Origin of the sequence: Dyadobacter arcticus (assembly GCF_011762185.1) — a bacterium.
Classification (GTDB): domain Bacteria; phylum Bacteroidota; class Bacteroidia; order Cytophagales; family Spirosomataceae; genus Dyadobacter; species Dyadobacter arcticus.
The window spans coordinates 14461-36897 of record NZ_JAASQJ010000005.1; the positions used below are offsets into that span (position 1 = coordinate 14461).

The 22437-nt window shown below is 43.3% G+C and carries 19 protein-coding genes; 9 read left to right on the forward strand and 10 right to left on the reverse strand.

The window, feature by feature from the left end; translation table 11 throughout:
* Positions 1-16: 16 nt before the first annotated feature.
* Entirely contained in the window at positions 17-2869 is a 2853-nt protein-coding gene (gene uvrA / locus FHS68_RS21575) for an excinuclease ABC subunit UvrA (protein ID WP_167274793.1), read from the reverse strand.
* Positions 2870-3193: 324 nt separating this feature from the next.
* Here uvrA and FHS68_RS21580 point away from each other — a divergent pair, with 324 nt between their 5' ends.
* From FHS68_RS21580 to FHS68_RS21590, 3 genes are all read left to right on the forward strand, one after another.
* Positions 3194-6454, forward strand: coding sequence for a SusC/RagA family TonB-linked outer membrane protein (locus tag FHS68_RS21580; RefSeq protein ID WP_167274796.1), 3261 nt, complete (start codon positions 3194-3196; stop codon positions 6452-6454).
* Positions 6455-6488: 34 nt separating this feature from the next.
* On the forward strand, positions 6489-8252 hold the full coding sequence (locus FHS68_RS21585) for a RagB/SusD family nutrient uptake outer membrane protein (RefSeq protein WP_167274799.1): 1764 nt from the start codon (positions 6489-6491) through the stop codon (positions 8250-8252).
* Between the two features lie 108 nt (positions 8253-8360).
* Entirely contained in the window at positions 8361-8525 is a 165-nt protein-coding gene (locus tag FHS68_RS21590) for a hypothetical protein (RefSeq protein ID WP_167274801.1), read from the forward strand.
* A gap of 75 nt (positions 8526-8600) precedes the next feature.
* Here the strand turns inward: FHS68_RS21590 and FHS68_RS21595 are convergent, their stop codons facing one another.
* Positions 8601-9788, reverse strand: a complete 1188-nt coding sequence (locus tag FHS68_RS21595; protein ID WP_167274804.1) for an MFS transporter — start codon at positions 9786-9788, stop codon at positions 8601-8603.
* An 86-nt stretch (positions 9789-9874) separates the two neighbouring features.
* Here FHS68_RS21595 and corA point away from each other — a divergent pair, with 86 nt between their 5' ends.
* Positions 9875-10819, forward strand: a complete 945-nt coding sequence (gene corA, locus FHS68_RS21600) for a magnesium/cobalt transporter CorA (protein WP_167274806.1) — start codon at positions 9875-9877, stop codon at positions 10817-10819.
* Positions 10820-10843: 24 nt separating this feature from the next.
* On the opposite strand, the gene FHS68_RS21605 is transcribed toward corA, so the two are convergent.
* Together FHS68_RS21605 and FHS68_RS21610 are read right to left on the reverse strand one after the other, a co-directional pair.
* Entirely contained in the window at positions 10844-12262 is a 1419-nt protein-coding gene (locus FHS68_RS21605; RefSeq protein ID WP_167274809.1) for a hypothetical protein, read from the reverse strand.
* 14 nt (positions 12263-12276) lie between these two features.
* The gene (locus FHS68_RS21610; protein ID WP_167274812.1) at positions 12277-13161 is read right to left on the reverse strand and encodes a glycosyltransferase family protein; all 885 of its coding nucleotides are present in this window, start codon (positions 13159-13161) and stop codon (positions 12277-12279) included.
* Positions 13162-13402: 241 nt separating this feature from the next.
* On the opposite strand from FHS68_RS21610, the gene FHS68_RS21615 reads away from it, so the two are divergent.
* Positions 13403-14398: a ribonucleoside-diphosphate reductase small subunit gene (locus tag FHS68_RS21615; RefSeq protein WP_167274815.1), complete on the forward strand. Its 996-nt coding sequence runs from the start codon at positions 13403-13405 to the stop codon at positions 14396-14398.
* An 81-nt stretch (positions 14399-14479) separates the two neighbouring features.
* Here FHS68_RS21615 and FHS68_RS21620 read toward each other — a convergent pair whose 3' ends face one another.
* Positions 14480-14941: a regulatory protein RecX gene (locus tag FHS68_RS21620; RefSeq protein WP_167274817.1), complete on the reverse strand. Its 462-nt coding sequence runs from the start codon at positions 14939-14941 to the stop codon at positions 14480-14482.
* A gap of 120 nt (positions 14942-15061) precedes the next feature.
* Between FHS68_RS21620 and FHS68_RS21625 the strand changes: the two genes are divergently transcribed.
* The 3 genes from FHS68_RS21625 (at position 15062) to FHS68_RS21635 (ending at position 16648) form a co-directional block, all read left to right on the forward strand.
* Entirely contained in the window at positions 15062-15877 is an 816-nt protein-coding gene (locus FHS68_RS21625; protein WP_167274820.1) for a metallophosphoesterase family protein, read from the forward strand.
* A 124-nt stretch (positions 15878-16001) separates the two neighbouring features.
* Positions 16002-16241, forward strand: a complete 240-nt coding sequence (locus tag FHS68_RS21630) for a hypothetical protein (protein ID WP_167274823.1) — start codon at positions 16002-16004, stop codon at positions 16239-16241.
* Positions 16238-16648, forward strand: coding sequence for a PIN domain-containing protein (locus FHS68_RS21635; RefSeq protein WP_167274825.1), 411 nt, complete (start codon positions 16238-16240; stop codon positions 16646-16648). The genes FHS68_RS21630 and FHS68_RS21635 overlap by 4 nt, the downstream gene beginning before the upstream one ends.
* Positions 16649-16689: 41 nt before the next feature.
* Here FHS68_RS21635 and FHS68_RS21640 read toward each other — a convergent pair whose 3' ends face one another.
* The 3 genes from FHS68_RS21640 to tyrS form a co-directional block, all read right to left on the reverse strand.
* Positions 16690-16959, reverse strand: coding sequence for a hypothetical protein (locus FHS68_RS21640; protein WP_167274828.1), 270 nt, complete (start codon positions 16957-16959; stop codon positions 16690-16692).
* Positions 16960-17019: 60 nt separating this feature from the next.
* On the reverse strand, positions 17020-17229 hold the full coding sequence (locus FHS68_RS21645; RefSeq protein ID WP_167274830.1) for a hypothetical protein: 210 nt from the start codon (positions 17227-17229) through the stop codon (positions 17020-17022).
* 73 nt (positions 17230-17302) lie between these two features.
* Complete coding sequence (gene tyrS, locus FHS68_RS21650) at positions 17303-18598, reverse strand: tyrosine--tRNA ligase (RefSeq protein WP_167275815.1); 1296 nt, start codon at positions 18596-18598, stop codon at positions 17303-17305.
* Between the two features lie 263 nt (positions 18599-18861).
* Between tyrS and FHS68_RS21655 the strand changes: the two genes are divergently transcribed.
* Entirely contained in the window at positions 18862-20541 is a 1680-nt protein-coding gene (locus FHS68_RS21655) for a discoidin domain-containing protein (RefSeq protein ID WP_229212016.1), read from the forward strand.
* Between the two features lie 6 nt (positions 20542-20547).
* On the opposite strand, the gene FHS68_RS21660 is transcribed toward FHS68_RS21655, so the two are convergent.
* Both FHS68_RS21660 and FHS68_RS21665 read right to left on the reverse strand, forming a co-directional pair.
* Complete coding sequence (locus FHS68_RS21660) at positions 20548-21141, reverse strand: Uma2 family endonuclease (protein WP_167274833.1); 594 nt, start codon at positions 21139-21141, stop codon at positions 20548-20550.
* A 63-nt stretch (positions 21142-21204) separates the two neighbouring features.
* Positions 21205-22425: an S-adenosylmethionine:tRNA ribosyltransferase-isomerase gene (locus tag FHS68_RS21665; RefSeq protein ID WP_167274835.1), complete on the reverse strand. Its 1221-nt coding sequence runs from the start codon at positions 22423-22425 to the stop codon at positions 21205-21207.
* Positions 22426-22437: the final 12 nt, after the last annotated feature.

Consider the following 22437-nt stretch of genomic DNA (forward strand, 5'->3'; position numbering starts at 1 on the left):
GGGTTCCTAACACTACTCATTTCAGTTCCTCTGCCAAAAAGTGCCCGGTAAAGCTGCCCTTTACTTTTGCAACTTTCTCTGGCGTGCCTTCTGCAATGATGCGGCCTCCTTTCGCGCCGCCTTCGGGACCTACGTCTATGATGTAATCCGCCACTTTAATCACATCCAGGTTATGCTCGATGATTACCACCGTATTGCCTTTTTCGACCAGCTTATTTAAAACATGCAACAAATGTCGAATATCCTGGAAATGTAGCCCTGTGGTGGGTTCGTCCAGAATGTAAAGGGTTTTACCGGTATCCCGTTTGGACAGTTCCTCCGATAACTTTACCCTTTGGGCCTCGCCTCCAGAAAGTGTGGTAGCATGCTGGCCTAATGTAATGTAGCCCAAGCCGACGTCATTCAACGTCTGCACTTTTCTTAAAAGCCTTGGCTGATTTTCAAAGAAATCCAGCGCAGTTTCCACGGTCATATCCAGGATATCGGCAATCGATTTTCCTTTAAACCGCACTTCCAATGTTTCCCTGTTGAAGCGTTTTCCTTTACAGGTCTCGCAATTGATGTGAACATCCGGAAGGAAATCCATTTCTATCTTTTTCATCCCTGCGCCTTCGCAATCTTCGCAACGTCCGCCTTTTACATTGAAAGAGAATCGGCCTGGTTTGTAGCCGCGTATTTTGGCTTCCGGTAATTCGGCAAAAAGTGACCGGATATCTGTAAACAAATTGGTGTAAGTAGCCGGATTGGAGCGGGGCGTCCGGCCAATTGGTGTCTGGTCCACCTCGATCACTTTGTCGATATGTTCCAGCCCCTCTATGGATTTGTATGGAAGGGGTTCTCGTCTTGATTTATAAAAATAGTGGTTCAGCAACGGAAACAATGTCTCGTGGATCAATGAAGATTTGCCACTTCCGCTTACACCAGTAACACATATCATGGTACCCAATGGAAACGACATGTTCACATTTTTCAAATTATGTCCCGTACAACCTTTTAGCGTAATCGTGTTTCCATTCCCTTTTCTGCGCTTTTTTGGAACTTCAATGGATTCTCGTCCGCTCAGATATTCCGCAGTTAGTGACCCGTTTTTCAAGAAAACTTCCGGTGAACCAGCACCCACAACGTTGCCGCCGTGCCTGCCCGCACCAGGACCGATGTCCAGGATATAGTCGGAAGCGAGCATCATATCTTTATCATGCTCAACCACCAGAACGGTGTTGCCAAGATCCCGCAAACTTTTTAATGAATTGATTAACCTGACATTATCGCGCTGATGCAACCCAATGCTCGGCTCGTCCATAATGTACAGTACGCCGGTGAGCTGCGTACCAATCTGCGTTGCCAGCCTGATCCGTTGTGCTTCTCCACCTGAGAGCGTACGCAATGCCCGGTTTAATGTCAGATAGTCTAATCCTACATCCAGTAAAAAGCCTACCCTTTTCCGTATCTCCTTCAGTACCTCGTGTCCGATCACTCGTTGCCTTTCTTCCAGTCTGTCTTCCAGGTTAACCAGCCAATCCGCCAGCACACGTATATCGCTGTCAGACAATTCAGAAATGTCTTTTTGATCAATTTTGAAGTGTAACGATTCCTTTTTTAACCTTTTGCCATTACATTCCGGACAGGTTTGGGTAACCATAAAATCCTTTAACCAATCCTGAATTTTGTCATTGCCCGACTCCTGTTGTCTTTTGAGGAAATTGATAATGCCATCGAATTTGGTTTCCCATTCCGTTCCAGGATATTTTTTGGAAGGAACCGCAACCGCATCCTCACTTCCATATAATACTAGCTTGATAGCTTCCTCAGGAAACTTATCCAGCGATGTCTGAAGTGTTATTTTAAATGGTTTGAGCAGCACTTCCAGCTGCTTGAATATCCATGCTTCCCGGTATTCGCCCATTGGCGCAATGCCTCCTCGGCTAATGCTCAGCGATTTGTCGGGCATGATAGATTCCTCTGTGATTTCTTCAATCATACCAAGTCCCTGGCAGGTAGGGCACCATCCATAGGGTGAGTTGAATGAAAATGCATTAGGCGCCGGATCATCATAGCTGATGCCTGACTCGGGATCCATCAGATTTTGAGAAAAATAGTACGTTTCTCCTTTCTCATCCAAAACCATTAGCGCACCCTTGCCCTGCTTGATCGCCGTGGCCACAGATTGGCTCAACCTGTACCGGGATTGTGAATCCTCTTCCTCTTTCTTTGGAATAACACGATCAATCACAATTTCAATGTCGTGCACCTTATACCGGTCGAGCTGCATTTTGGCGGTAATTTCCTGCACCTCTCCATCGATCCGTACCTTCGTATAGCCCATACGCGTTATCTGCACAAACAGCTCACGGTAATGTCCTTTCCGTCCCTTTACAACCGGGGCAAGCAACGAAATTTTTTGTTTTAAAAATTGGGAAAGAAGCTGGTTGACGATCTGGTCCTGGGATTGCTTGATCATTCTCCGGCCCGTCACATAAGAGTAAGCCTCGCCTGCACGGGCATAAAGCAGCCGCAGAAAGTCATATATCTCAGTTACAGTGCCAACTGTGGAGCGAGGGTTACGGGAAGTTGTTTTTTGCTCAATGCTAATTACCGGTGAGAGACCGCTAATCTTGTCTACATCCGGCCTTTCCATTTCACCGATAAAGCCTCTGGCGTAGGAAGAAAAGCTTTCCATGTAGCGACGCTGGCCTTCTGCATAAATTGTGTCAAATGCCAGCGAGGACTTCCCACTCCCACTAATTCCCGTCACAACCACCAATTTATTACGCGGAATATTGACGTCGATATTTTTCAGATTATGCTCACGGGCACCCTCCACTTCTATTAAATCCTGACCCGCAAGTTCAGTTGCATTCAAATGTTCCAAGGCAAAATTTGGATTAATTGCTTACCAGATAAAAGCTTCATTTAATAGCTAACCACAAATTTAGGAGTTGAGTTGCATTAAATTTGAGTGAATCCATGCGAGAATTATGCAGGTTTTTTATTGCAGTATAACAAGACATCCGCCATATGTGCAATCGTTCCCAATTTGCACATTAACGAGAAATTTTTGACAAGTAACGCTTTGTTCATTATAATAAATATCTCCAAAATGCTCTTCACTGTACGGTATTATCCCTGCAATTTGTATTTTTGATATTATATTGATAATTACTAATACATTCTTAACACTTTAACTCCCTATTTTATGAAACAAAATTTACGAGTCTTTTTGACTTCCGTAACATTATTGCTGTGGGCTGTGCTGAGTACAAGCACTTCCTATGCACAGGAAAAACAAGTTACCGGTAAAGTATCTTCAGCGGCAGACGCGGCAGGCATCCCGGGTGTGAATGTCCAGCTGAGAGGTACCAACACAGGAACCGTCACAGATGCAGACGGCCGTTACTCGATCGAGGCGAAAGGAAATGATGCTGCGCTTGTATTCTCTTCTATTGGTTATATCAAACAAGAAGTAGTGATCGGGTCAAAATCGGTTATCGACATTACGTTAGTCGATGACATTAAAAGTTTGACCGAGGTGGTTGTAACTGGTTATGCTTCTCAGCGCAAGCAGGACATTACCGGTGCCGTAACGGTCATCAGCCCGAAAGAACTCACTGCGTTACCGGCGGCAAGCGTTACCCAAATGCTTCAGGGACGTGCAGCTGGCGTAACGGTTGGAAATGATAACTCACCAGGTGGTGGTACCATGGTACGTATCCGGGGTTTTGGATCTATTAACAATAATAGCCCGCTTTATGTAATAGATGGAGTTCCAACTCAGGGAACGCTGAACCAGCTTAACCCGAACGACATTGAATCTATGCAGGTACTGAAAGATGCATCTGCTGCATCTATTTATGGTGCACGTGCTGCCAACGGCGTTGTGATCATAACAACTAAAAAAGGAAAGCCGGGCGAGCCAAGCATTACTTTTGATTTTTATACAGGTACGCAAAGGCCTGGCAAAATGCTGGATTTGTTGAATACCAAAGAATTAGGGGAGTATCTCTACCAATCTGATCTTGGCGCAGGCAAAACCCCTTCGGTTACTTCTCCATCGGTGCAGTACAAGTTCGGACCAAATGGTGAGCAGACTGTTGCGGATTACATTTATCCAAACGTGTATGGTGAACTTCCTTCTAATTATACCTACACCAATGACATTGCTGATCCAGCCCTTGGAAAAACAGCATTCAACATTACAAAGGCTAACAAGGAAGGTACTGACTGGCAAGATGTAATTTTCGACCCGGCACCGATTTCAAACTATCAGATCGGCGCAACAGGCGGTTCAAAATCAGCCAAATATGCGATTTCGGCTAACCATTTCAAGCAGGACGGTATTTTGAGATACACCAAATACAAAAGGTACTCGATCCGTGCTAATACAGAATTTACAAAAGGCAGAATAACTGTCGGAGAAAACCTTACGTTTTCATATGACGAAAGACAGGGTATCACTAACAACGACGAAAGTAACCCGATCATGTTCGCGATCCGCGTTCACCCAATCATCCCTGTTTTTGATATCACCGGAGGCCCTGCTGCGTTGGGCGGAACCAATACATCGGCATTCAATGGTTTTGCAGGCAGTCGCGGCAGTAACCTGGGAAATGCCCCTAACCCGCTTGCGCGCTTGTATCGTGAAAAAGACAACATTACAAGAGCGACGCACGTATTCGGAAACATGTATGCACAGGTGGATATCTTACCAGGCCTTGTTGCACGTACCAGCTTTGGTCTTGAATACAACCAGTCCAACCGTTCTGAATATTTCCACAGGGATATTGAGGCCGCTGAGGCAAGAAACGCAAACAGCATGAACGTGATCAACAACTTGGACCGCTCCTTTACCTGGTTCAATACCTTGAACTATTCGAAAATAATAGGTGCCCACAACCTCAACGTGTTAGTTGGTACTGAGGCTGTAAAGACATACTTTGCAGGCTTTCAGGCGAGCCGAAGTGGTTTTGCATTTGATGACCTTGATTACCGCTACCTGGATGCAGGTTCAGCGGCGGGTTTGGCGAATGCAGGCGGTGGAGCAACACGAAGTGCATTATTTTCGCAGTTTGGTAAAGTCAACTACGGTTTCAAAGATTTGTTCCTGGCTGACTTTACATTACGTCGCGACGGATCTTCCCGTTTCTCCGAAGCGAACCGTTACGGTATTTTCCCAGCATTCTCATTGGGTTTGCGTATGACCGAATTGAACTTCATGAAACCAACCAAAAAGGTATTGGACGATTTGAAAGTTCGTTTCGGATGGGGTAAAACAGGTAACCAGCTTATACCGAACGTTTACAATGCATATACCCTTTACGCCCCGGATCCACAAAACAATGCTTACGATATCAATGGTACCGGAACATCAATCGTAGGTGGATTTGACCTTGTACAGTTTGGTAATGCAAACGGTAAATGGGAAACCAATACTTCTACCAACATTGGTCTTGATGCGGTTTTATTAAATAACAAACTGGAATTTGTTCTTGACTTGTACAATCGTAAAACGACTGACATGTTAACGCAGATCGCCATTCCAAGAACTGCTGGTACCGGTACTATTCCTTTTACCAATATTGGTGAAGTTACCAACAAAGGTTTTGACATCGGTCTTAATTTCCGGGATAAAAAAGGAGATTTCTACTACACAGTTGGCGTGAATTTTGGTCACTACAAAAACAAAGTGGTTAAACTGAACAATGACCCTAACTCGACCATTTTTGGATTCTCCACACGTCTTCCTGCCATGTCTGCTTCAAAAGCAGGCTACCCAATCGGCAGCTATTATGGTTACTTTGTTGATGGTGTTATTAAAGATCAGGCAGAAGCCGATGCGGCGCCTAAATTCGGATCGTATACACGTGAAGGTGTTTTCAAATTCAGAGATGTAAATGGTGATGGTATCATTACCGCTGCTGACCGTACGATTATCGGAAGCCCTCACCCTGACTTCAACTATGGTGTTAACCTGAACCTTGGTTACAAAGCGTTTGACCTTACTATCTTCGGACAAGGTGTTCAGGGCAACGAAATTTTCAACTATACAAGATACTGGACCGATTTCAATGTGTTCCAGGGCAACCGTTCCAAGGATATGCTTTACAATTCCTGGAAAAAATCGGGTGATGATGCCAAATTGCCAAGACTTAACTCAGGTGATGCGACCAGTCAGCAGGTTTCTTCTTACTTCCTGGAAGACGGATCCTATTTCCGTGTGAAAAACATCCAGCTGACTTACACATTGCCGTCGGTGCTCCTGAAAAAAGTGAAGATTGCTTCAGCGCAAGTCTACATTCAGGGACAAAATCTGTTCACTTTCACCAAATACACAGGACTTGATCCGGACATTAACCTGAGAAGATCTGGTAATGACAACGAGGACAAACACTTAGGTGTTGACGAAGGTGCTTACCCAGTTTCCAAATCATATCTTGTCGGTTTACGTTTTGGTTTTTAATCCTCTGATATTCACGAAATTTCATATAACAACAATGAAAAAAATAACCTTAATAATCGTCTTAATTGGACTGAGCTTTTCCTGCTCTGACAGCTTTTTCGATCTGAAGCCACAAGGCCGCGCGTCTTTGGAACAATTGAGTAACAAAAATGGTGTGAACGCACTGCTAATCGGTGCTTACTCACTGGTTGACGGTGTTGGATCCGGAAATACCGGCCGTCAGTCGACCGTTTCGAATTATGTTTTCGGTGGAATTGCCAGCGATGACGCAGTGAAAGGGACCGATGCGGGTGATCAGCCTGAGCAATCGTTCATTGAACAGTATAACTGGCTTTCTGACAATACTTACTTCCTGGGCAAATGGTGGCACCAATATGATGGTGTTGGAAGGTGCAATGAAGTAATCCAAATTGTTAGTGGTGAGCTGGTTAAGGATATGACCGATGCTGAAAAAACACAGGTGATTGCAGAAGCACGTTATCTAAGAGGTTTCTTTCACTTTGAAGCCAAAAAAATGTGGAATAAAATTCCATACATCGATGAAACGGTTTATGTTGCTGCTGATCCAAATTCAACCAAAATCCCGAATACAGAAGATATCTGGCCTAAAATCGAAGCAGATTTCAAGTTTGCTGCGGATAATTTGCCTGTAACACAAGCTCAAAAAGGAAGAGCTACTCAATGGGCTGCTAAATCGTTCCTGGCGAAATCATTCCTGTTTGAGAAAAAGTGGGCCGAGGCCAAGGCATTGCTGGACGACGTGGTAAAAAATTCGGGCAAAAAACTGGTTGCCAATTATCATGACAATTACAGAACAACCGGAAATAACAACAGTGAGTCTATTTTCGAAGTACAGTTCTCTGTCAATGATGGTACAAACGGAAATAACGGTAATGCGGGTGACAACCTGAACTGGCCCTATTCTGCCGGTGCTCCGGGACGCGGATGCTGCGGTTTTTACCAGGCTTCTCACAACCTTGTGAACGCATTCAAAACAGAAAATGGTCTGCCAATGATCGGTACGGCTGTTGACGGTTCGTTAGACACTTACAATAAGGTTGACCTTCCAAATGACCAGGGAATCGTTTCTTCCGCGGCATTCACATTGGATAAAACAATTCCTGTTGATCCACGCCTTGACTGGACAGTGGGACGTCGTGGTGTAAACTTCCTGGATTGGGGTCCAATGCCTGGATCAGCCTGGATCCGTGATCAGGCTTATGCAGGTCCGTTTACTGGTAAAAAGTGGATGTACTATCTGGCAGAAGAAAACAGCACCACGCACTCCACCAGTAAAAGGAATGTTAATAACAACTTCCGTATGATCAAACTTTCACACGTGTTGTTATGGCTGGCTGAATGCGAAATTGAATTGGGCAATCTGGCAGTTGCGGAAGGTTATGTAAACCAAATCCGTTTGCGTGCCAAAACAGGCTCTGTTCAGGATCCGACTGTTACTTACAAAGTTGAGCCTTATCCAGTAGGAACTTTTGCAAGTAAAGGAGCCGATTTTGCGAGAAATGCCACGCATATGGAGCAGAGATTAGAATTTGCAATGGAAGGTCACCGTTTCTTTGATTTGGTGCGCTGGGGAATCGCAGAAAAAGTTCTTAACAAATACAATGCGGAAGAAGCAGTCGCTGGAAAAGAACCTTCTGGACGTACTTTCAGCAAAAGAGGATATAAAGCGGGGAAAACGTTTACTGCTAAAAACCTTTATTATCCACTTCCGCAGGATGAAATTTTGAACAGCCAATTAGACGGGAAACCTACATTGACCCAAAATCCGGGATATTAATTCCAACAATTTACTTTTTAACCTAAACGAAGAACCGGCTCAAAAGGCCGGTTTTTTTATTTAATTTAACTTTGACTCTATTGTTGAACCTAAGAACTGATTGAAGAAATGAAAATCACAAACGAAAGCGACTACGAAAAAGCATCGGAAAGGGCTGACGAAATTTTTGGAGCAAAGAAAGGAACGCCAGAAGAGAAGGAATTGCAGGAAATCCTGAAGGCAATTAAGGACTATGAAGATGATTTTATTCGAATGCTGAAGGACAATGAGTGATGTGCACACCGCCTATCCTGTCGTAAAACTGCCCCATTACGACATTCGTTCTGCCACGATGTCCGATAAGTATTATTAAATTGCCCGGGCACGTCGCTTTTTTAATTGATAAATCACTATCGTATAAGCCAAACCGGCCAATGCAAAACCAGCCATGCAAAAGAAAACCAGGGGAAGGTTTTTGATATTATTTGCGAACAATGCCGCAGAAAGAAAGGCCCCAAGCCCAATGCCCGCTTCCAGACAAATAAACATTGTAGCAATCGCTCGTCCCCGATTATGATCCCCGCTCAAATCAACCGTCCAGGCAGAAATTACAGGCGATAGAATTCCCATTGCCATACCAAAAAATGCAGCCCCGGTTAAGAAAAGGGGAACAGTGTTAGCATAACCTGTAATAACCATTGCGGCAATTAAAATAATACACCCTACAATGGTTACGGGAATGCGGCCGCGTTTATCCGAAATTTTACCTGCAAACAAACGGACAAGAATTGAAAAAAGGGTAAACACCATAAAATAGAACCCACGGTTTTGCAATCCCAGGTATTCACTAAAATCTGGCGTTATTGTTGACACGGCGCCGAAACTGAAATAGCAAAGGAATGTGATCAATGCAGGACTGAAAACGTCCGGTTCGAAAACATCCCGCCATGTGATTTGAAAGGATTTTATTGATAGCGGCTGTTTTTCCCTCAACGTTTCTTTCATATTCAACAAAATGGCTATGGAAAGTAAAGCAAAAATGGAGGAAGTGTAAAATAGCGCATTTAAAGAAAACGCCTGGCTGATCATGCTCCCAACTGCTGGCCCAAATGCTGAACCCACGCCCATACACATGCCATGAATGCCCATCGCCTCACCCCTGCGGTCCGCTGGGACAATATCGGCTACATATGCCGAGGTACCTGTTGGCTTGAACCCCGTGGAAAATCCGTGGACTAATCGTAAAAGCAAGAACGGCATGACTGTGGTGAAAATAGGATATAGTAGTCCGCACACGAAACAAACCAATGAGCCAAATGCCATAACAGGAACCCTGCCGATCCGGTCGGTGAGTCTGCCGCTGAATGGGCGTGATAATCCGGCGGTTAATGTGAAAAGTCCAATGATTGCACCTTTGTACTCTGCGCCTCCCATTTCTGAGAGGTATCCCGGGAGCTCGGGAATAAGCATATTGAAACTTGACGAAAAGAGAAACGAACTGAGGCCCAGCAACCAGAATTGGGTCGTAAAAATGCTGGGGGAAGCGGTACTTCGCATTGCGCAAAAATACGATTTACTTCCAAAAAAAGCAGAAATACGACATGCGACTTTCCCCCTTCCCGCTTTTTTCCCAACTTTAAGACATGGTTCGTATATTCTACAAAGAAGGCAGAATTATTAAGCGGGAGAATGATTTCCGCGAATTAGGTAAGGTAAAAAACCTTGTCTGGGTCGATTTGCAGTCTCCGACCGCGGAGGAGGAAGAATGGGTGGAAAACAAATGCAATATCAGTTTTCAAACCCCTCAGGAAATTGTGGAAATTGAAAGCAGTTCCAGATTTTTCGAACAAAATGAGACTATTAACGCCAACTCCAACTTTCTGAAAATCGATCGCGATGGCTATGAAACGTATCCGGTTTCATTCATCCTGCATCAGAATGTACTCTTCACCTACCGACGCGGAGATTCCAAAACATTTGCGGATACCGTCAAAAAAATGAAGGTCAGTCCTGAAACGATTCAGGGCGGAGTGGATTTTATGCTCCTTTTACTCGAAACCCGGATCGAGGCGGATGCGGATTCATTGGAAGGTATTTCGCGGGACATTTCGTCTATTAGTAAGGATTTGACCCATGAACAAAAAGCACGGCAGGAGGTGTTGATCCGAATCAGTGGATTACAGGAAATAACCATGATGCTGCGCGAAACCAGCATTGATAAGCAACGCGTACTTTCCGGGATTTTGAGGAGTCAGTATTTTCCGGAAGACCGCAAAGAGCATTTGAGGATTATCCTCAAAGACATAAGCTCCCTATTGGAATACACCACCTTCAATTTTGAGCGACTGGAATATTTACAAAATACATTCATGGGTTTGATCAACCTTGAACAAAGCCAGGTGATCAAAATATTCACGGTTGTGACGATCATCTTTATGCCGCCAACGCTTATTGCAGGTATTTTCGGTATGAATTATGCCCATATTCCCTCAACCAATGAACCCTGGGGCTTCTGGATATCTTTGTTCTTAATGGTACTTTCCTCCGTGATCGTCCTCTTGTTTTTTAGAAGAAAAAAATGGATTTAATGCTCACGACTACATTTGACCACATCATCGTTTGTAAATAGCAAATCGGCCGTCGAAGAAAGCTAGCTTATAGAAAGGAATGGTTTTTACACCTGCCTTTGGGTAATAGGGCTCCGGCCTGAACTTGTAGTCCATTACAATAAAGTCAGCTCCATTGTTATGGGCCCAATTGGCCATTTTAGCGGTTGTCATCCCTTTTTTCTTCGACTGCAACTTGTAATTTTCGTGGGTTAGCAGTCTCGGATATTCTTCATATTCATTAAAAAAGAATGTTAATGGCACAAATCCCGTCTGCTTGTTGTCGATTTCTGGCCTTAGCCTTTTATAAGAAAACGGTAAATATTCCATAGTAAAATTCCTTTGAATGATCTGTATCATTCCAAAAGCTCCTACGACCAAATATGCAGCCAAGATCACTTTCAATGCCAAATTCTCGAAGGGCCTGATTTTATACAACTCATAAATCAGCACAATCATGAATGGCATAAAAAAAGTCAGATATAATGCCCCGTTTGCCTTGGTAATCAGCCAAAAAGATAAGAACAAAGTGAGAGAGTAAATCCTCAGTTTAACAGGAAGCATTGCCAGGTATTTCCGCTGATGCCAGAGCATGAATGTGAGCAGCAGAGAAGGTGCGATCTGTTCGGGAGAATGAAAGAACAACCGTGGATAAGTGACCAACTGAATCAATTTGGAATACCACCCCAATGCATCCTGCGTAGCCGGATCGTTGCTGAATTGGTAGTACCAGGTCGCAAAACCCACCTGCGCCTGCACAACATCAATCCAATAAAACACAATTGTAAAGCTACCAGCAATCGCAAATGCTATTGCATGTTTGTCATGCCGCGTGTATAGTAGGGTAACAAATCCGGCAACCAGAAATATAGCCCCATTAAGATGGCAGAGGAAGGTCATCCCTGCCAGGATACCAGCCAGAATAGTTTTAGGTAACCGCTTATTTTCTCCGTTTAACAACAAAAATGACCCAAAGCCCAATGCAGCCAGCATCATTTCCGGACGATTTTCAAAACTCATTTTTACCAAAAGCCGGTTGGCAAAAATTAGGATCAAAAAAGCGGGTAAGTACCAGACCCACAAACTTTGCTCTCTCTTTTTTACATAAATAAGCAACTCAAATACCAGAATGCAGAAGAAGATGAATCCTGTAAATTGCAGCACGGGCAGGTGATACCCGAAGATCCGGATCATCATGGCACCGAAAAACAGAAAAAGTTTGTGGCTTACCAAAATCTGACGTTCCCAACCCAAGAGCCCTCTAAAAAACTCAGATCTAATGATACCTGTTTTCTCGAGCCAATACGACTGTTCGCCAAACCAGGCATCATCGCCGGTCGGATATCGGTAAAAGTAGGTGAGAAGAGTTAAGAGAAGGAAAGCTGCTAGTATGCCAAATAATGTCCTTTTTAATATGTTGGGCATTGAGTACATGAGGCCTAAATAAATCTATAATTACGAAATTCGAAGAGCCGCCTGCCTGTTCTTTTTTCAAACCAATACAGCAAGGCATCTTTAAACCTGAATTTCTTTTTGGAGATGTCCAATTCCACTTTCCAATTTTGCTTCATGATCCTGTCACGCATCACCGCGGGGTGTGTGCCTTCAAACTTCTTGATTGAATCGAATTCACCATAATTAAAAATATCCTCCGATTTCAGGATTTTCTCCCATTCCGTATCATCATTCCAGAAACGGCTGACATTCTTCATCTTCGTTTTCATCTGGGCAGGATTTTTTACCCAGCCATAATGATACACAGCTGCACCTGAATGCTTGACATTCAGCTTAGTATGTCCTTTCCGAAAACCTTGGGCATCCCGAAAAGCGAATATTTCATGCTTACCTGTCTTATTTTCATTTCTGATGATGCGGATTTCCCTGCGGTACCATTTGCGGCTATCACCCACATAATCATAAGTACCATAAAAGTGCAGATAATCAAAAAGAAGCCCTTCAACCTCCTGGTTATCAACATGCTGTTTACAGGATTCAATGATAGCTTCATGGTATTTTTCATGTACTACTTCATCACCCTGAATATAAAAAGCCCAATCCGTATCGGGTGAAATTTGTCGCAAAGCCTTATCCGTTTCAACGGCAAGTACCTTACCTCCAGCTCTTAGCGACAAATCCCACTCCGACTCTACAATCCTGATTTTTTCCGACTTAATAGATCGGATCAATTCAAGCGTATTGTCTTCACTGTAACCCACGCTCACCAACATTTCATCCACGACCGGAAGGATCGACGTGATTGCCTCGACGATCGGATAGTCATTTAAAACCGCATTTCTTATAATCGTAAACCCTGAAATTTTCAAAACAGCGAAGAATTTTATAACCCTGATCGTGATCTTTTTTCAGGGTATTTAATGTGTTGGAAGCAACAAAGTTAAGTGTTTCCCAACAAGAATTTCTCTAAACAACCGTGGCAAATTGATCCTTTTCCCCTTGAGTTTTCGCCTCAAAGCATGTAGATTTGTCTTCCTTCGAAACTGGCTTTCTCAGTCAGGTTTAAGTTTTATCATATTACTCAGATCCCCGTAAATACACAAATTAACTATGTCTCCAGAACTCATTAGACAGGAACCCCTGTTGATCGAAGATCCATTGCGGTTCGTATTATTTCCCATCAAGCATTCCGATATCTGGGAAATGTACAAGCGCCACGAAGCTTCTTTCTGGACAGCCGAAGAGATAGATTTATCACAGGATATGAAGGATTGGGATAATCTGTCGGATGGAGAACGGCATTTTATTTCCCATATACTTGCCTTTTTTGCTGCCTCGGATGGCATTGTGAATGAAAATTTGGCGGTTAACTTTCTTAGTGAAGTACAATATGCTGAGGCCAAATGTTTTTATGGGTTCCAGATTGCAATGGAAAACATCCACTCGGAAACTTACTCGCTGCTGATCGATACTTATATCAAGGACCCTTCTGAAAAAGACCATTTGCTCCGCGCAATCGAAACCGTCCCATGCGTTGGTAAAAAGGCAGAATGGGCATTGAAATGGATTAACAGTCCGGTATTTGCGGAAAGGATCATTGCGTTTGCAGCAGTGGAGGGAATTTTCTTCTCCGGTTCTTTCTGTTCCATATTCTGGTTGAAAAAACGCGGCTTAATGCCCGGACTTTCTTTCTCTAATGAATTGATTTCCAGAGACGAAGGCTTGCATTGTGAATTTGCTTGTTTACTTTATACTAGGCATATCGCTAACCAGCTTGACCCTGCAAGAGTAATCGAGATTATGCTGGACGCCGTTGAAATCGAGAAAGAATTCATCACCGAGGCACTGCCGGTTTCACTCATTGGCATGAACGCCGAACTGATGAAACAATATATCGAATACATCGCCGATTTCTGGCTTGAAAGATTAGGATGCGAAAAGCAATTCGGATCCGCTAACCCCTTCGATTTCATGGAATTGATCTCACTTCCTGGCAAAACCAATTTCTTCGAAAAACGCGTTGGAGAGTATCAGAAAGCCGGTGTAATGAGCGGCGTAAAGGATAAGGATTCGGGGCATAAAATTTCGTTTGATTCGGATTTTTAATTTATTGTCACCCTGAGCGGAGTCGAAGGGCGTTACTTGCCAGCACCGAGCTTCGACTCCGCTCAGCATGACAATGCAAGCTCAGGATGATAGTACATTTTCCAATTCCCGCCAGACCAGCTCACTTTCATACCCTTTCCCCAGCGCAAACCGCACCAACTTTTGTTTCAGCCTAAGGGGATCCGCCTCAATCTTAACAAGCAGGTTTTTCTTCTTTTCCAGAAGCACTTTAAGTCCTTCAACATAAGCCTTATCCTCTATTTCATTCATTCCTTTTTCAATGCTGTAGCTGCTTAGTCCCCTTCGCTGCAATTCCTGCCGGATTTTCATCCGCCCCCAATTTTTAATCCGGAACTTGCCGCCCACGTAAGTTTTCGCAAACCGCTCTTCGCTCAGGTAATTCATTGAAATGAGCTCAGCGATCAGCTCATCTGCTTCATCTCCCCACACATTCCACTTCTTCAAGCGCAGCCGGACTTCGTCCTGCGTCCGTTCCTGGTAGGCACAATAAGAAGCCGCTTTTTGCAGGATAAGCCGATCCATGGATTGTTATTTTATATTAAATATTCTTTATGACACGCAAGAATAAAGAAAATATCAGTGATGAATAGCTATTTTTGAAATAATAAACGCCCCTAACCTACACCACGAAACCTTACCGCAATGAATTTCCAAAGAAGGTCTTTTCTTAAACTTTTGCCTGCATTACCGGGACTAAGTTTCCTCCAAAAACCTGAACCCGATTCGACTCCAGCAAAAATCTCGATGCGCTTTATCGTGGCCTCTGACGGTCATTATGGGCAACCTGACACGGATTTTAAAACCTTTCATTCGGATTTGATCAGTTGGGTGAACAGGGAAAAGTTACAGAAAGGGGTTGATTTTTTATTCTTCAATGGCGACCTGATCCACGATGATCCGACGTTGCTTTACGATTTCAAAAATACCATTTCAAACCTGAGCGTACCATTTTACGTCAGTCGCGGAAATCACGATAAGGTTGGCCTGGATGTTTGGCAGAGCACGTGGGGTTATCCTACCAATCACAGTTTTGCAAAAGGTGAGTATGCATTTGTAATTGGCGATACTTCCAATGAAAAAGGAGAATATGTTTGTCCTGACGCGACCTGGCTGAAAAATGAAATCGCCAAATACAGCGAAAAGAAAGGCATTTTCGTTTTCCTCCACATTACCCCAGCCAAATGGACTGTCAATGGAATCGATTGCAAGGAAGTAATCGAATTATTTGAAAAAACACCCAATGTAAAAGCCATTTTCAACGGCCACGACCACGACCAGGACAGCACCAAAATCTACGGCAAAAAACCTTACTTCTTCGACGGCCACTTCGGGGGAAACTGGGGCACCACATACAAAGGCTACCGCATTGTGGAGATTTACGAGGATCATACCTGGCAGTCTTATCAGTATAATCCGACGGCTGCGCCGGTTTTGAATACGTTTTCGGGGAAGAGTTGAGGGTTAGCAGTTTACGTTGACGGAAATTTAAACTACCAAGATTGCCGATCTCAATTATTAGAATTTACCAGATTTAAGTAAATTCGAAATCATTTCTAAGTTATACAGACACTAATAGCACGTTATGACACATACTCTCACAATTGAAGCGAAGAATGAAGCAGACTTTGCGCTGGTAAAAGAACTCGCTGAGCGCCTTGGACTTAGCACCAAAGAAACACATCAAAAACGCCTCTCAAAAGCCGAATCATTAGCATTACTTGACAAAGTCGCCGGAAGCTGGGAAGGCCCAGAAACAGGTGATGAGATCAATGAGATGATTCGCAATTCCCGACTTAGCGGGAATAGAGATGTCGAGCTATGAGTTTATACTTACTCGACACCAATATCTGCGTACACTTGCTCAAAAACGAATATGACGTCAAAGAAAAAATCAGTGACGTCGGAGCTGAGTGCTGTTATCTTTCGGAAATCACATTAGCAGAGTTATTGTTCGGCATTGAAAACAGTGCACCGAACCAGCGTGATAAAAATCGAGATCGCTTTAACTGGCTGGAAACGCTGTTTTGGGAAAGAATAATTTCGATTGGCGACGCACTGCATGAATTTGGAAAGCAGAAGGCTCATTTAAGGAGAAATGGTAGACCGGTAGCAGATTTTGACATTTTGATTGGAGCTACTGCAATAGTACATGATCTCACGCTAATCACGCATAATACGCGTGATTTCAAAAATCTCAACCACATTCAACTGCTCGATTGGATACGCTGAACAATAAACTCGACCAAAGTTTGATCGAGTTCATTGTTCAATTACCACCTTATCCTCGTCTGGCCCAGCTTTGTAATCAATGTGACTACGCGAAGATTATTCGCAATGTGCACGCGCATTTCAGGTGCAACATCTTCCATATTCTCTGTAAAAAGAAAAGCTTCGATCATAGTATTTAGCGAATTCACTATTTCTTCGCTACCGTCCCTTTTAAAAAAATCACTCACCACTTCATGTTGCAGCCTTAACATTTGGGCTTCTGCTTCTGACATGGGATTTTGGCCGTCTCTTGCACTCGAGTTGATGATCATTTGGATAGTGGTTATAGTTAAAAACTGTTTATGTTTTTCATACAAATACGGGCAAAAAAATTATTTTTTATACGTCACAGAAATATTGACGTCAAATCCGAATCGCTTTAAAATTGAAATCATTCTTTTTTGAGAGATACCCTGTTTATGAGTGAAATTGCGCCAAGCCATCACCAACTCACCCTTCTTCTCGTCAGGTGGTAAGTTTTTGTAAATGTTTTCCAAATACCAGGCAAACGCCTCTTCAATTGAATTAAATGACTTTGACATTCAAAGATAATATTTTGTATGAAAAACAGTCAAGCCCCCGAAGCATTATTTTTTAGAGGCTTGACTATAATGCTTATTCAACCTTTATCAAATGATTCTTCTTCCCTTTAGAAATCAACAAAAACCGATTCTGCAAAAGCGAAAAATCGCTCAGCGATTGTTCAGCTGACGTAACTTTTATTTTGTTAACACTTACCGCGTTCTGTTGAATGGCACGTCTCGCCTCCCCTTTTGAAGCATAAATCTCCGAGCGCGTTACAGTTGAAATCAGGTCTGTAACATTGGGACATTCGCTCCATTCATGAACCGTAATTTCAGTTTGCGGAACACCAGTGAAGATCGTGTCGAACTCATCTTCTTCAATGCTTTGCAAAGTTTCTAAAGTTGCTTTTCCAAACAAAACCTCGGACGCTTTTAGAACCAATTGATATGCTTTTTCTGAATGTATGCGTGACGTAAGCTCTGATGCCAAAGCTTTTTGCATAATTCGCAAATGCGGCTCAACGGCATGACCAGCTTCCAATGCTTCAATTTCTGCTCTCGTTTTTAAAGAAAAAACACGCAGATATCTCGGCAAATCTTCATCGCTCTGATTTAACCAGAACTGGTAAAACTCATAAGGCGACGTTTTTTCAGCATCCAGCCAGATATTTCCTCCCTCGCTCTTACCAAATTTAGAACCATCCGATTTAGTCAAAAGCGGCGTGGTTAATGCATATGCTTTGAAATAACCTTCTTCATCACCTTCTTTGCGACGGATAATTTCAGTTCCGGTCGTTATGTTGCCCCATTGGTCAGAGCCGCCCATTTGCAGCCGGACGTTTTTGTTTTTATATAAATGATAGAAATCGTAGCCCTGCAAAAGTTGATACGAAAATTCAGTAAAGGATATTCCTGTCTCCAGCCGCTTTTTGACTGAATCTTTTGACATCATGTAGTTGACGCTGAGAAACTTACCAGCCTCTCTGAGAAACTGCAAAAATCCTATATCCTTGAACCAGTCGTAATTATTGACCATTTCCGCAGAATTCTCGCCGCATTCGAAATCCAGGAATTGCTGCAATTGTTTGCGGATACCTTCCTGATTGAAACGCAAAGTATCTTCATCAAGGAATGAACGTTCAGAAGCTTTAAACGAAGGATCACCAATCATCCCTGTCGCGCCACCTACCAAAGCAAAAGGTTTATGTCCAGCCCGTTGGAAATGAACTAACAGCATAATGGTGGCAAGATTTCCAATGTGGAGTGAAGAGGCGGTCGGATCGAAACCAATGTAGCCGGACGTCATTTCCTTATTCAGCTGCTCATTGGTACCTGGCATCATAGCATGAAGCATACCACGCCACCGCAGTTCCTCGATAAAATCAATCGTCATTTGTTATTCAATTACTAATTTCAAAATCGAAGCGCAAAGGTAAATGTTATCGCTTTTAAAACTTTGCTAACCTGGTATGTTTTGAAAATCCGCGTCATTTATTATCTCAAATCTGTCTATTTTAGCAGGATTAAAAGATTTTTATGCATCATATCATCAGCAGAACCACTGAAAGGCATTTGAAGATGTTCATTTGCTTCACCTTATTTATAGTAGGGATTCATACAGCACAAGCGCAAACAACCTATTGTAATCCGATGGATATCGATTACAAATACAACTTTGAGCAACTGAATGACAAAATTAGCTACCGATCAGGAGCCGATCCGGTGATTATTAATCACAAAGTGGGCGGCAATAGCGAGTATTTCATGTTTGTAACCATTTCTGGGGGATACTGGCACTCCAAGGACCTTATCCATTGGAAATACCTGACCGCAAATCGCTGGCCTTTCGAGGATATGTGCGCCCCGGCTGCTGTTTCTGTTCGCGATACGCTCTTTCTTTTTCAATCCACATTTGAATCTCGCCCAATACTTTATTCCGTCGCTCCTGAAAAAGGAATTTGGGAATTTTATAATCGTTGGACGCCTCGTCTCCCTAAGGACATCGGGCCCTGGGACCCTGCGCTTTTCCACGATCCGGATACCGACAAATGGTATATGTATTGGGGCTCATCCAATGTTTACCCCATTTTCGGCGCTGAGCTGGACTATTCGAAAAGGCTTGCATTTAAAGGTCAGTACCAGGCCATGTTTTGGCTCAATCAATACGAACATGGCTGGGAACGTTTTGGCCCAAATCACTCGGATCCTTTCAAACCATTTACGGAAGGGGCCTGGATGACCAAACATAAGGGGAAATATTACCTGCAATACGGCGCACCTGGCACGGAATACAATGTTTATGCTAATGGTACATATGTTGGCAATGCTCCGCTGGGACCTTTTACTTATGCTCCCTACAACCCGGTTTCCTACAAGCCAGGCGGTTTTGCGACAGGGGCTGGGCATGGCAACACATTTCAGGACAATTTTGGAAATTACTGGAACACGGGTACAACCTGGATTGGCCTGAATTGGGCAATGGAGCGAAGAATTGTCATGTATCCCGCCGGATTTGACAAGGACGGCCAAATGTTTTCCAATACGCGTTTTGGAGATTTTCCGCACAAAATGACTACCAATACCTGGCAGGGAAAAGGCGACGGACTGTTTACAGGCTGGATGTTACTTTCCTATAAAAAACCTGCAATTGCCTCATCTACATTAGATACCACAGCGGCAAGCAGGATTACGGATGAAAATCCAAGGACATTCTGGGCAGCGAAACAAAATAAACCGGGAGAAACATTAACGATTGACCTTGAAACCGAACAGGAGATAAAAGCGGTACAAATCAATTACACCGATTACAAAACGGACATCTTTGACAACAAGCCGGAAAAGGTTTATACCCAATTTAAGATATTAACTTCAAAAGATGGCAAGAAATGGGACTTGGCAAGTGACCTTTCGCAGGAGCCTAAACGGGACCGGCCCTGTGCCTACATTGAACTGGCAAATCCTGTTCGTGCGCGTTATGTGCGTTATGAGCATATCTATGTCGCCTCGCCTATTTTGGCAATCAGCGAGTTCCGGGTTTTTGGAAATGGTTTTGGAAAAGTGCCGCAAACACCGAAAACATTCGCAGCGATCCGTCAAAAAGACTCACGTAATGCTGATTTGAAGTGGGAGAAAGTCTCTGGTGCGACTGGTTATAATGTACTTTGGGGCATTGCACCGGATAAGCTTTATCAGACCTACCAATTCTGGAATGATGAGCCCAACACATTTGAACTGAGGGCATTGAACGTTGGTGTTCCCTACTACTTCGCAATTGAGGCCTTTAATGAAAACGGGGTTTCGGAGAAAAGCTCGGTTATTGGCGTGAAATGACGCGTGCTATATCGGCTCCTCGTCGGGAATGAAAACAATGTTTTCGTAGATCGAAGAAACGGCGATTTCAAAGCCCAGCTTTTCGAATTGAATAACATCGGAAGGGCTTTCATAGGTTTGGAAAGTCCAGACATCTCGTTGATCTGTGCGTGTGTACAGCTCGACAACAAATTCATTTTGAGAAACAAGAAGATAATATTCCAGCGATTCTATCCGCTTATACCTCAACAATTTAAATCCTCTATCATAAACTGCTGAGGATTTTGACAAAACTTCGACAAGGATAGTGGGCTGCTTGACAATGTATGTTCCTGCAATGTCGTCAGGGGCACATGTTACTACAAGATCTGGATAAGGATAATACATCCCTTTGATTGCCTCGACTTTTACATTTTCAGCAAAAACATCGCAGCCACTTGGCAAAAATCTTCTTTCTAAAAGATTACGCAATCGCCCCACAATTCTATTGTGGTTCATAGTCGTACCAGCCATAGCAAAAATCTCTCCGTCATAATACTCATGACGGATTTCACTTTGTTCCTCCATTTCGAGGTATTCGGGTACGGTATACTTTGATCCTGCCATTTGTGCTAGTCCCATGTGTGTAGAGTGTTTACGTGAAGGAAGCAAATTACGGGATTGCTTGAAACAATCATAATTCGATTACCCTTCGGTGCCGAGCCAAAGCAGGGAACTGTCTCCATAGCTCAAAAACCGATATTTTTTTTCAAGCGCCTCTTTATAAATCTTTTTCCAATCCTCCCCCACAAATGCTGCAACCAACAGAATCAGCGTGGAGCCCGGCTGGTGATAGTTGGTGATCAAGCCTTTACATATCCGGAATTTATATCCTGGAAAAATGAAAATTTCAGTCTCCCCGATAAGCTGATCCAGGTGGTTAGCATCCATAAATTGAACTATTGCGGAAAGGGATTGCTCAGCCGTCGGCAAATCCACACTATTGAATTGGTAGGGATATAATTTTTCGATCCAAAATTCAGTCTTTTCCTGTTTTAATAACTTAACTCCAAACCAATACAAACTTTCCAGAGAGCGCAAGGACGTTGTGCCAACAGAAACAATCATCTCCGGGTGTAGAAGCAATTCAGTGATCAATTTTTTAGGAAAAACGATTTGCTCTGAATGCATTTTATGCTCGGTAATGGATTCAACTTTTATAGGAAGGAAGGTGCCTGCACCGACGTGTAATGTTAAGAAAGACTTCCTGATACCCCTGATATCAAGTTCGTTAAAGGTGTTTTGAGTAAAATGTAATCCAGCAGTCGGTGCAGCAACCGCCCCGTCGTGATCTGCATAAACGGTCTGATAAGTCTGTTTGTCCTGTTCTTCCAAATCCCTATTGAGATAAGGCGGCAGCGGAATCTCGCCGAGCGCTGTCACAATTTCTAAAAAACTGAATTCGCCCGACCAGGTCAATTGAACGTGGTTACGGTCATAATCAGCATAAGTAGCAGTGAGGTCTACCTGTTCGCTAACAACTTCAATGATCGCTTTTAATTCATCATTCTGTTTCCAGCGCTTTTTGTTACCGATCATGCACTCCCAAACACATTGATGCTTCACCAGCATGGCTTCGTTAATGATGCGCGTTGGAAGCTCCGGATGCAATAGTAAAATCTCGATAATCGCCCCGGTATCCTTTTTAAAATAGGCACGGGCCGGAATTACCTTTGTATCATTGAAGACAAGAAGAGCATTGTTGGGAAGATTTGAAGGTAAATCCGTGAAATGCTGGTGAGTAATGCCCCCGTTTTTATACACTAACAACTTGGATGAATCCCGCTGAGTTAATGGATAATGCGCAACGCAATCGTCAGGCAATTCATATGTATAATCGCGAAGATTAAGAGATCCTGAGTCCATCCGCTTCAAATC

Coding starts and splice junctions, on each gene's coding strand:
- FHS68_RS21620 (WP_167274817.1), bottom strand. CDS start 14,941: ATGGATCGGCTTATCCTGCAAAAAGCGGCTTCTTATTGTGCCTACCAG.
- FHS68_RS21580 (WP_167274796.1), top strand. CDS start 3,194: ATGAAACAAAATTTACGAGTCTTTTTGACTTCCGTAACATTATTGCTG.
- corA (WP_167274806.1), top strand. CDS start 9,875: ATGGTTCGTATATTCTACAAAGAAGGCAGAATTATTAAGCGGGAGAAT.
- FHS68_RS21630 (WP_167274823.1), top strand. CDS start 16,002: ATGACACATACTCTCACAATTGAAGCGAAGAATGAAGCAGACTTTGCG.
- FHS68_RS21635 (WP_167274825.1), top strand. CDS start 16,238: ATGAGTTTATACTTACTCGACACCAATATCTGCGTACACTTGCTCAAA.
- FHS68_RS21665 (WP_167274835.1), bottom strand. CDS start 22,425: ATGGACTCAGGATCTCTTAATCTTCGCGATTATACATATGAATTGCCT.
- FHS68_RS21605 (WP_167274809.1), bottom strand. CDS start 12,262: ATGCCCAACATATTAAAAAGGACATTATTTGGCATACTAGCAGCTTTC.
- FHS68_RS21590 (WP_167274801.1), top strand. CDS start 8,361: ATGAAAATCACAAACGAAAGCGACTACGAAAAAGCATCGGAAAGGGCT.
- FHS68_RS21660 (WP_167274833.1), bottom strand. CDS start 21,141: ATGGGACTAGCACAAATGGCAGGATCAAAGTATACCGTACCCGAATAC.
- FHS68_RS21625 (WP_167274820.1), top strand. CDS start 15,062: ATGAATTTCCAAAGAAGGTCTTTTCTTAAACTTTTGCCTGCATTACCG.
- FHS68_RS21595 (WP_167274804.1), bottom strand. CDS start 9,788: ATGCGAAGTACCGCTTCCCCCAGCATTTTTACGACCCAATTCTGGTTG.
- FHS68_RS21615 (WP_167274815.1), top strand. CDS start 13,403: ATGTCTCCAGAACTCATTAGACAGGAACCCCTGTTGATCGAAGATCCA.
- FHS68_RS21585 (WP_167274799.1), top strand. CDS start 6,489: ATGAAAAAAATAACCTTAATAATCGTCTTAATTGGACTGAGCTTTTCC.
- FHS68_RS21640 (WP_167274828.1), bottom strand. CDS start 16,959: ATGATCATCAACTCGAGTGCAAGAGACGGCCAAAATCCCATGTCAGAA.
- FHS68_RS21645 (WP_167274830.1), bottom strand. CDS start 17,229: ATGTCAAAGTCATTTAATTCAATTGAAGAGGCGTTTGCCTGGTATTTG.
- FHS68_RS21655 (WP_229212016.1), top strand. CDS start 18,862: ATGGATATCGATTACAAATACAACTTTGAGCAACTGAATGACAAAATT.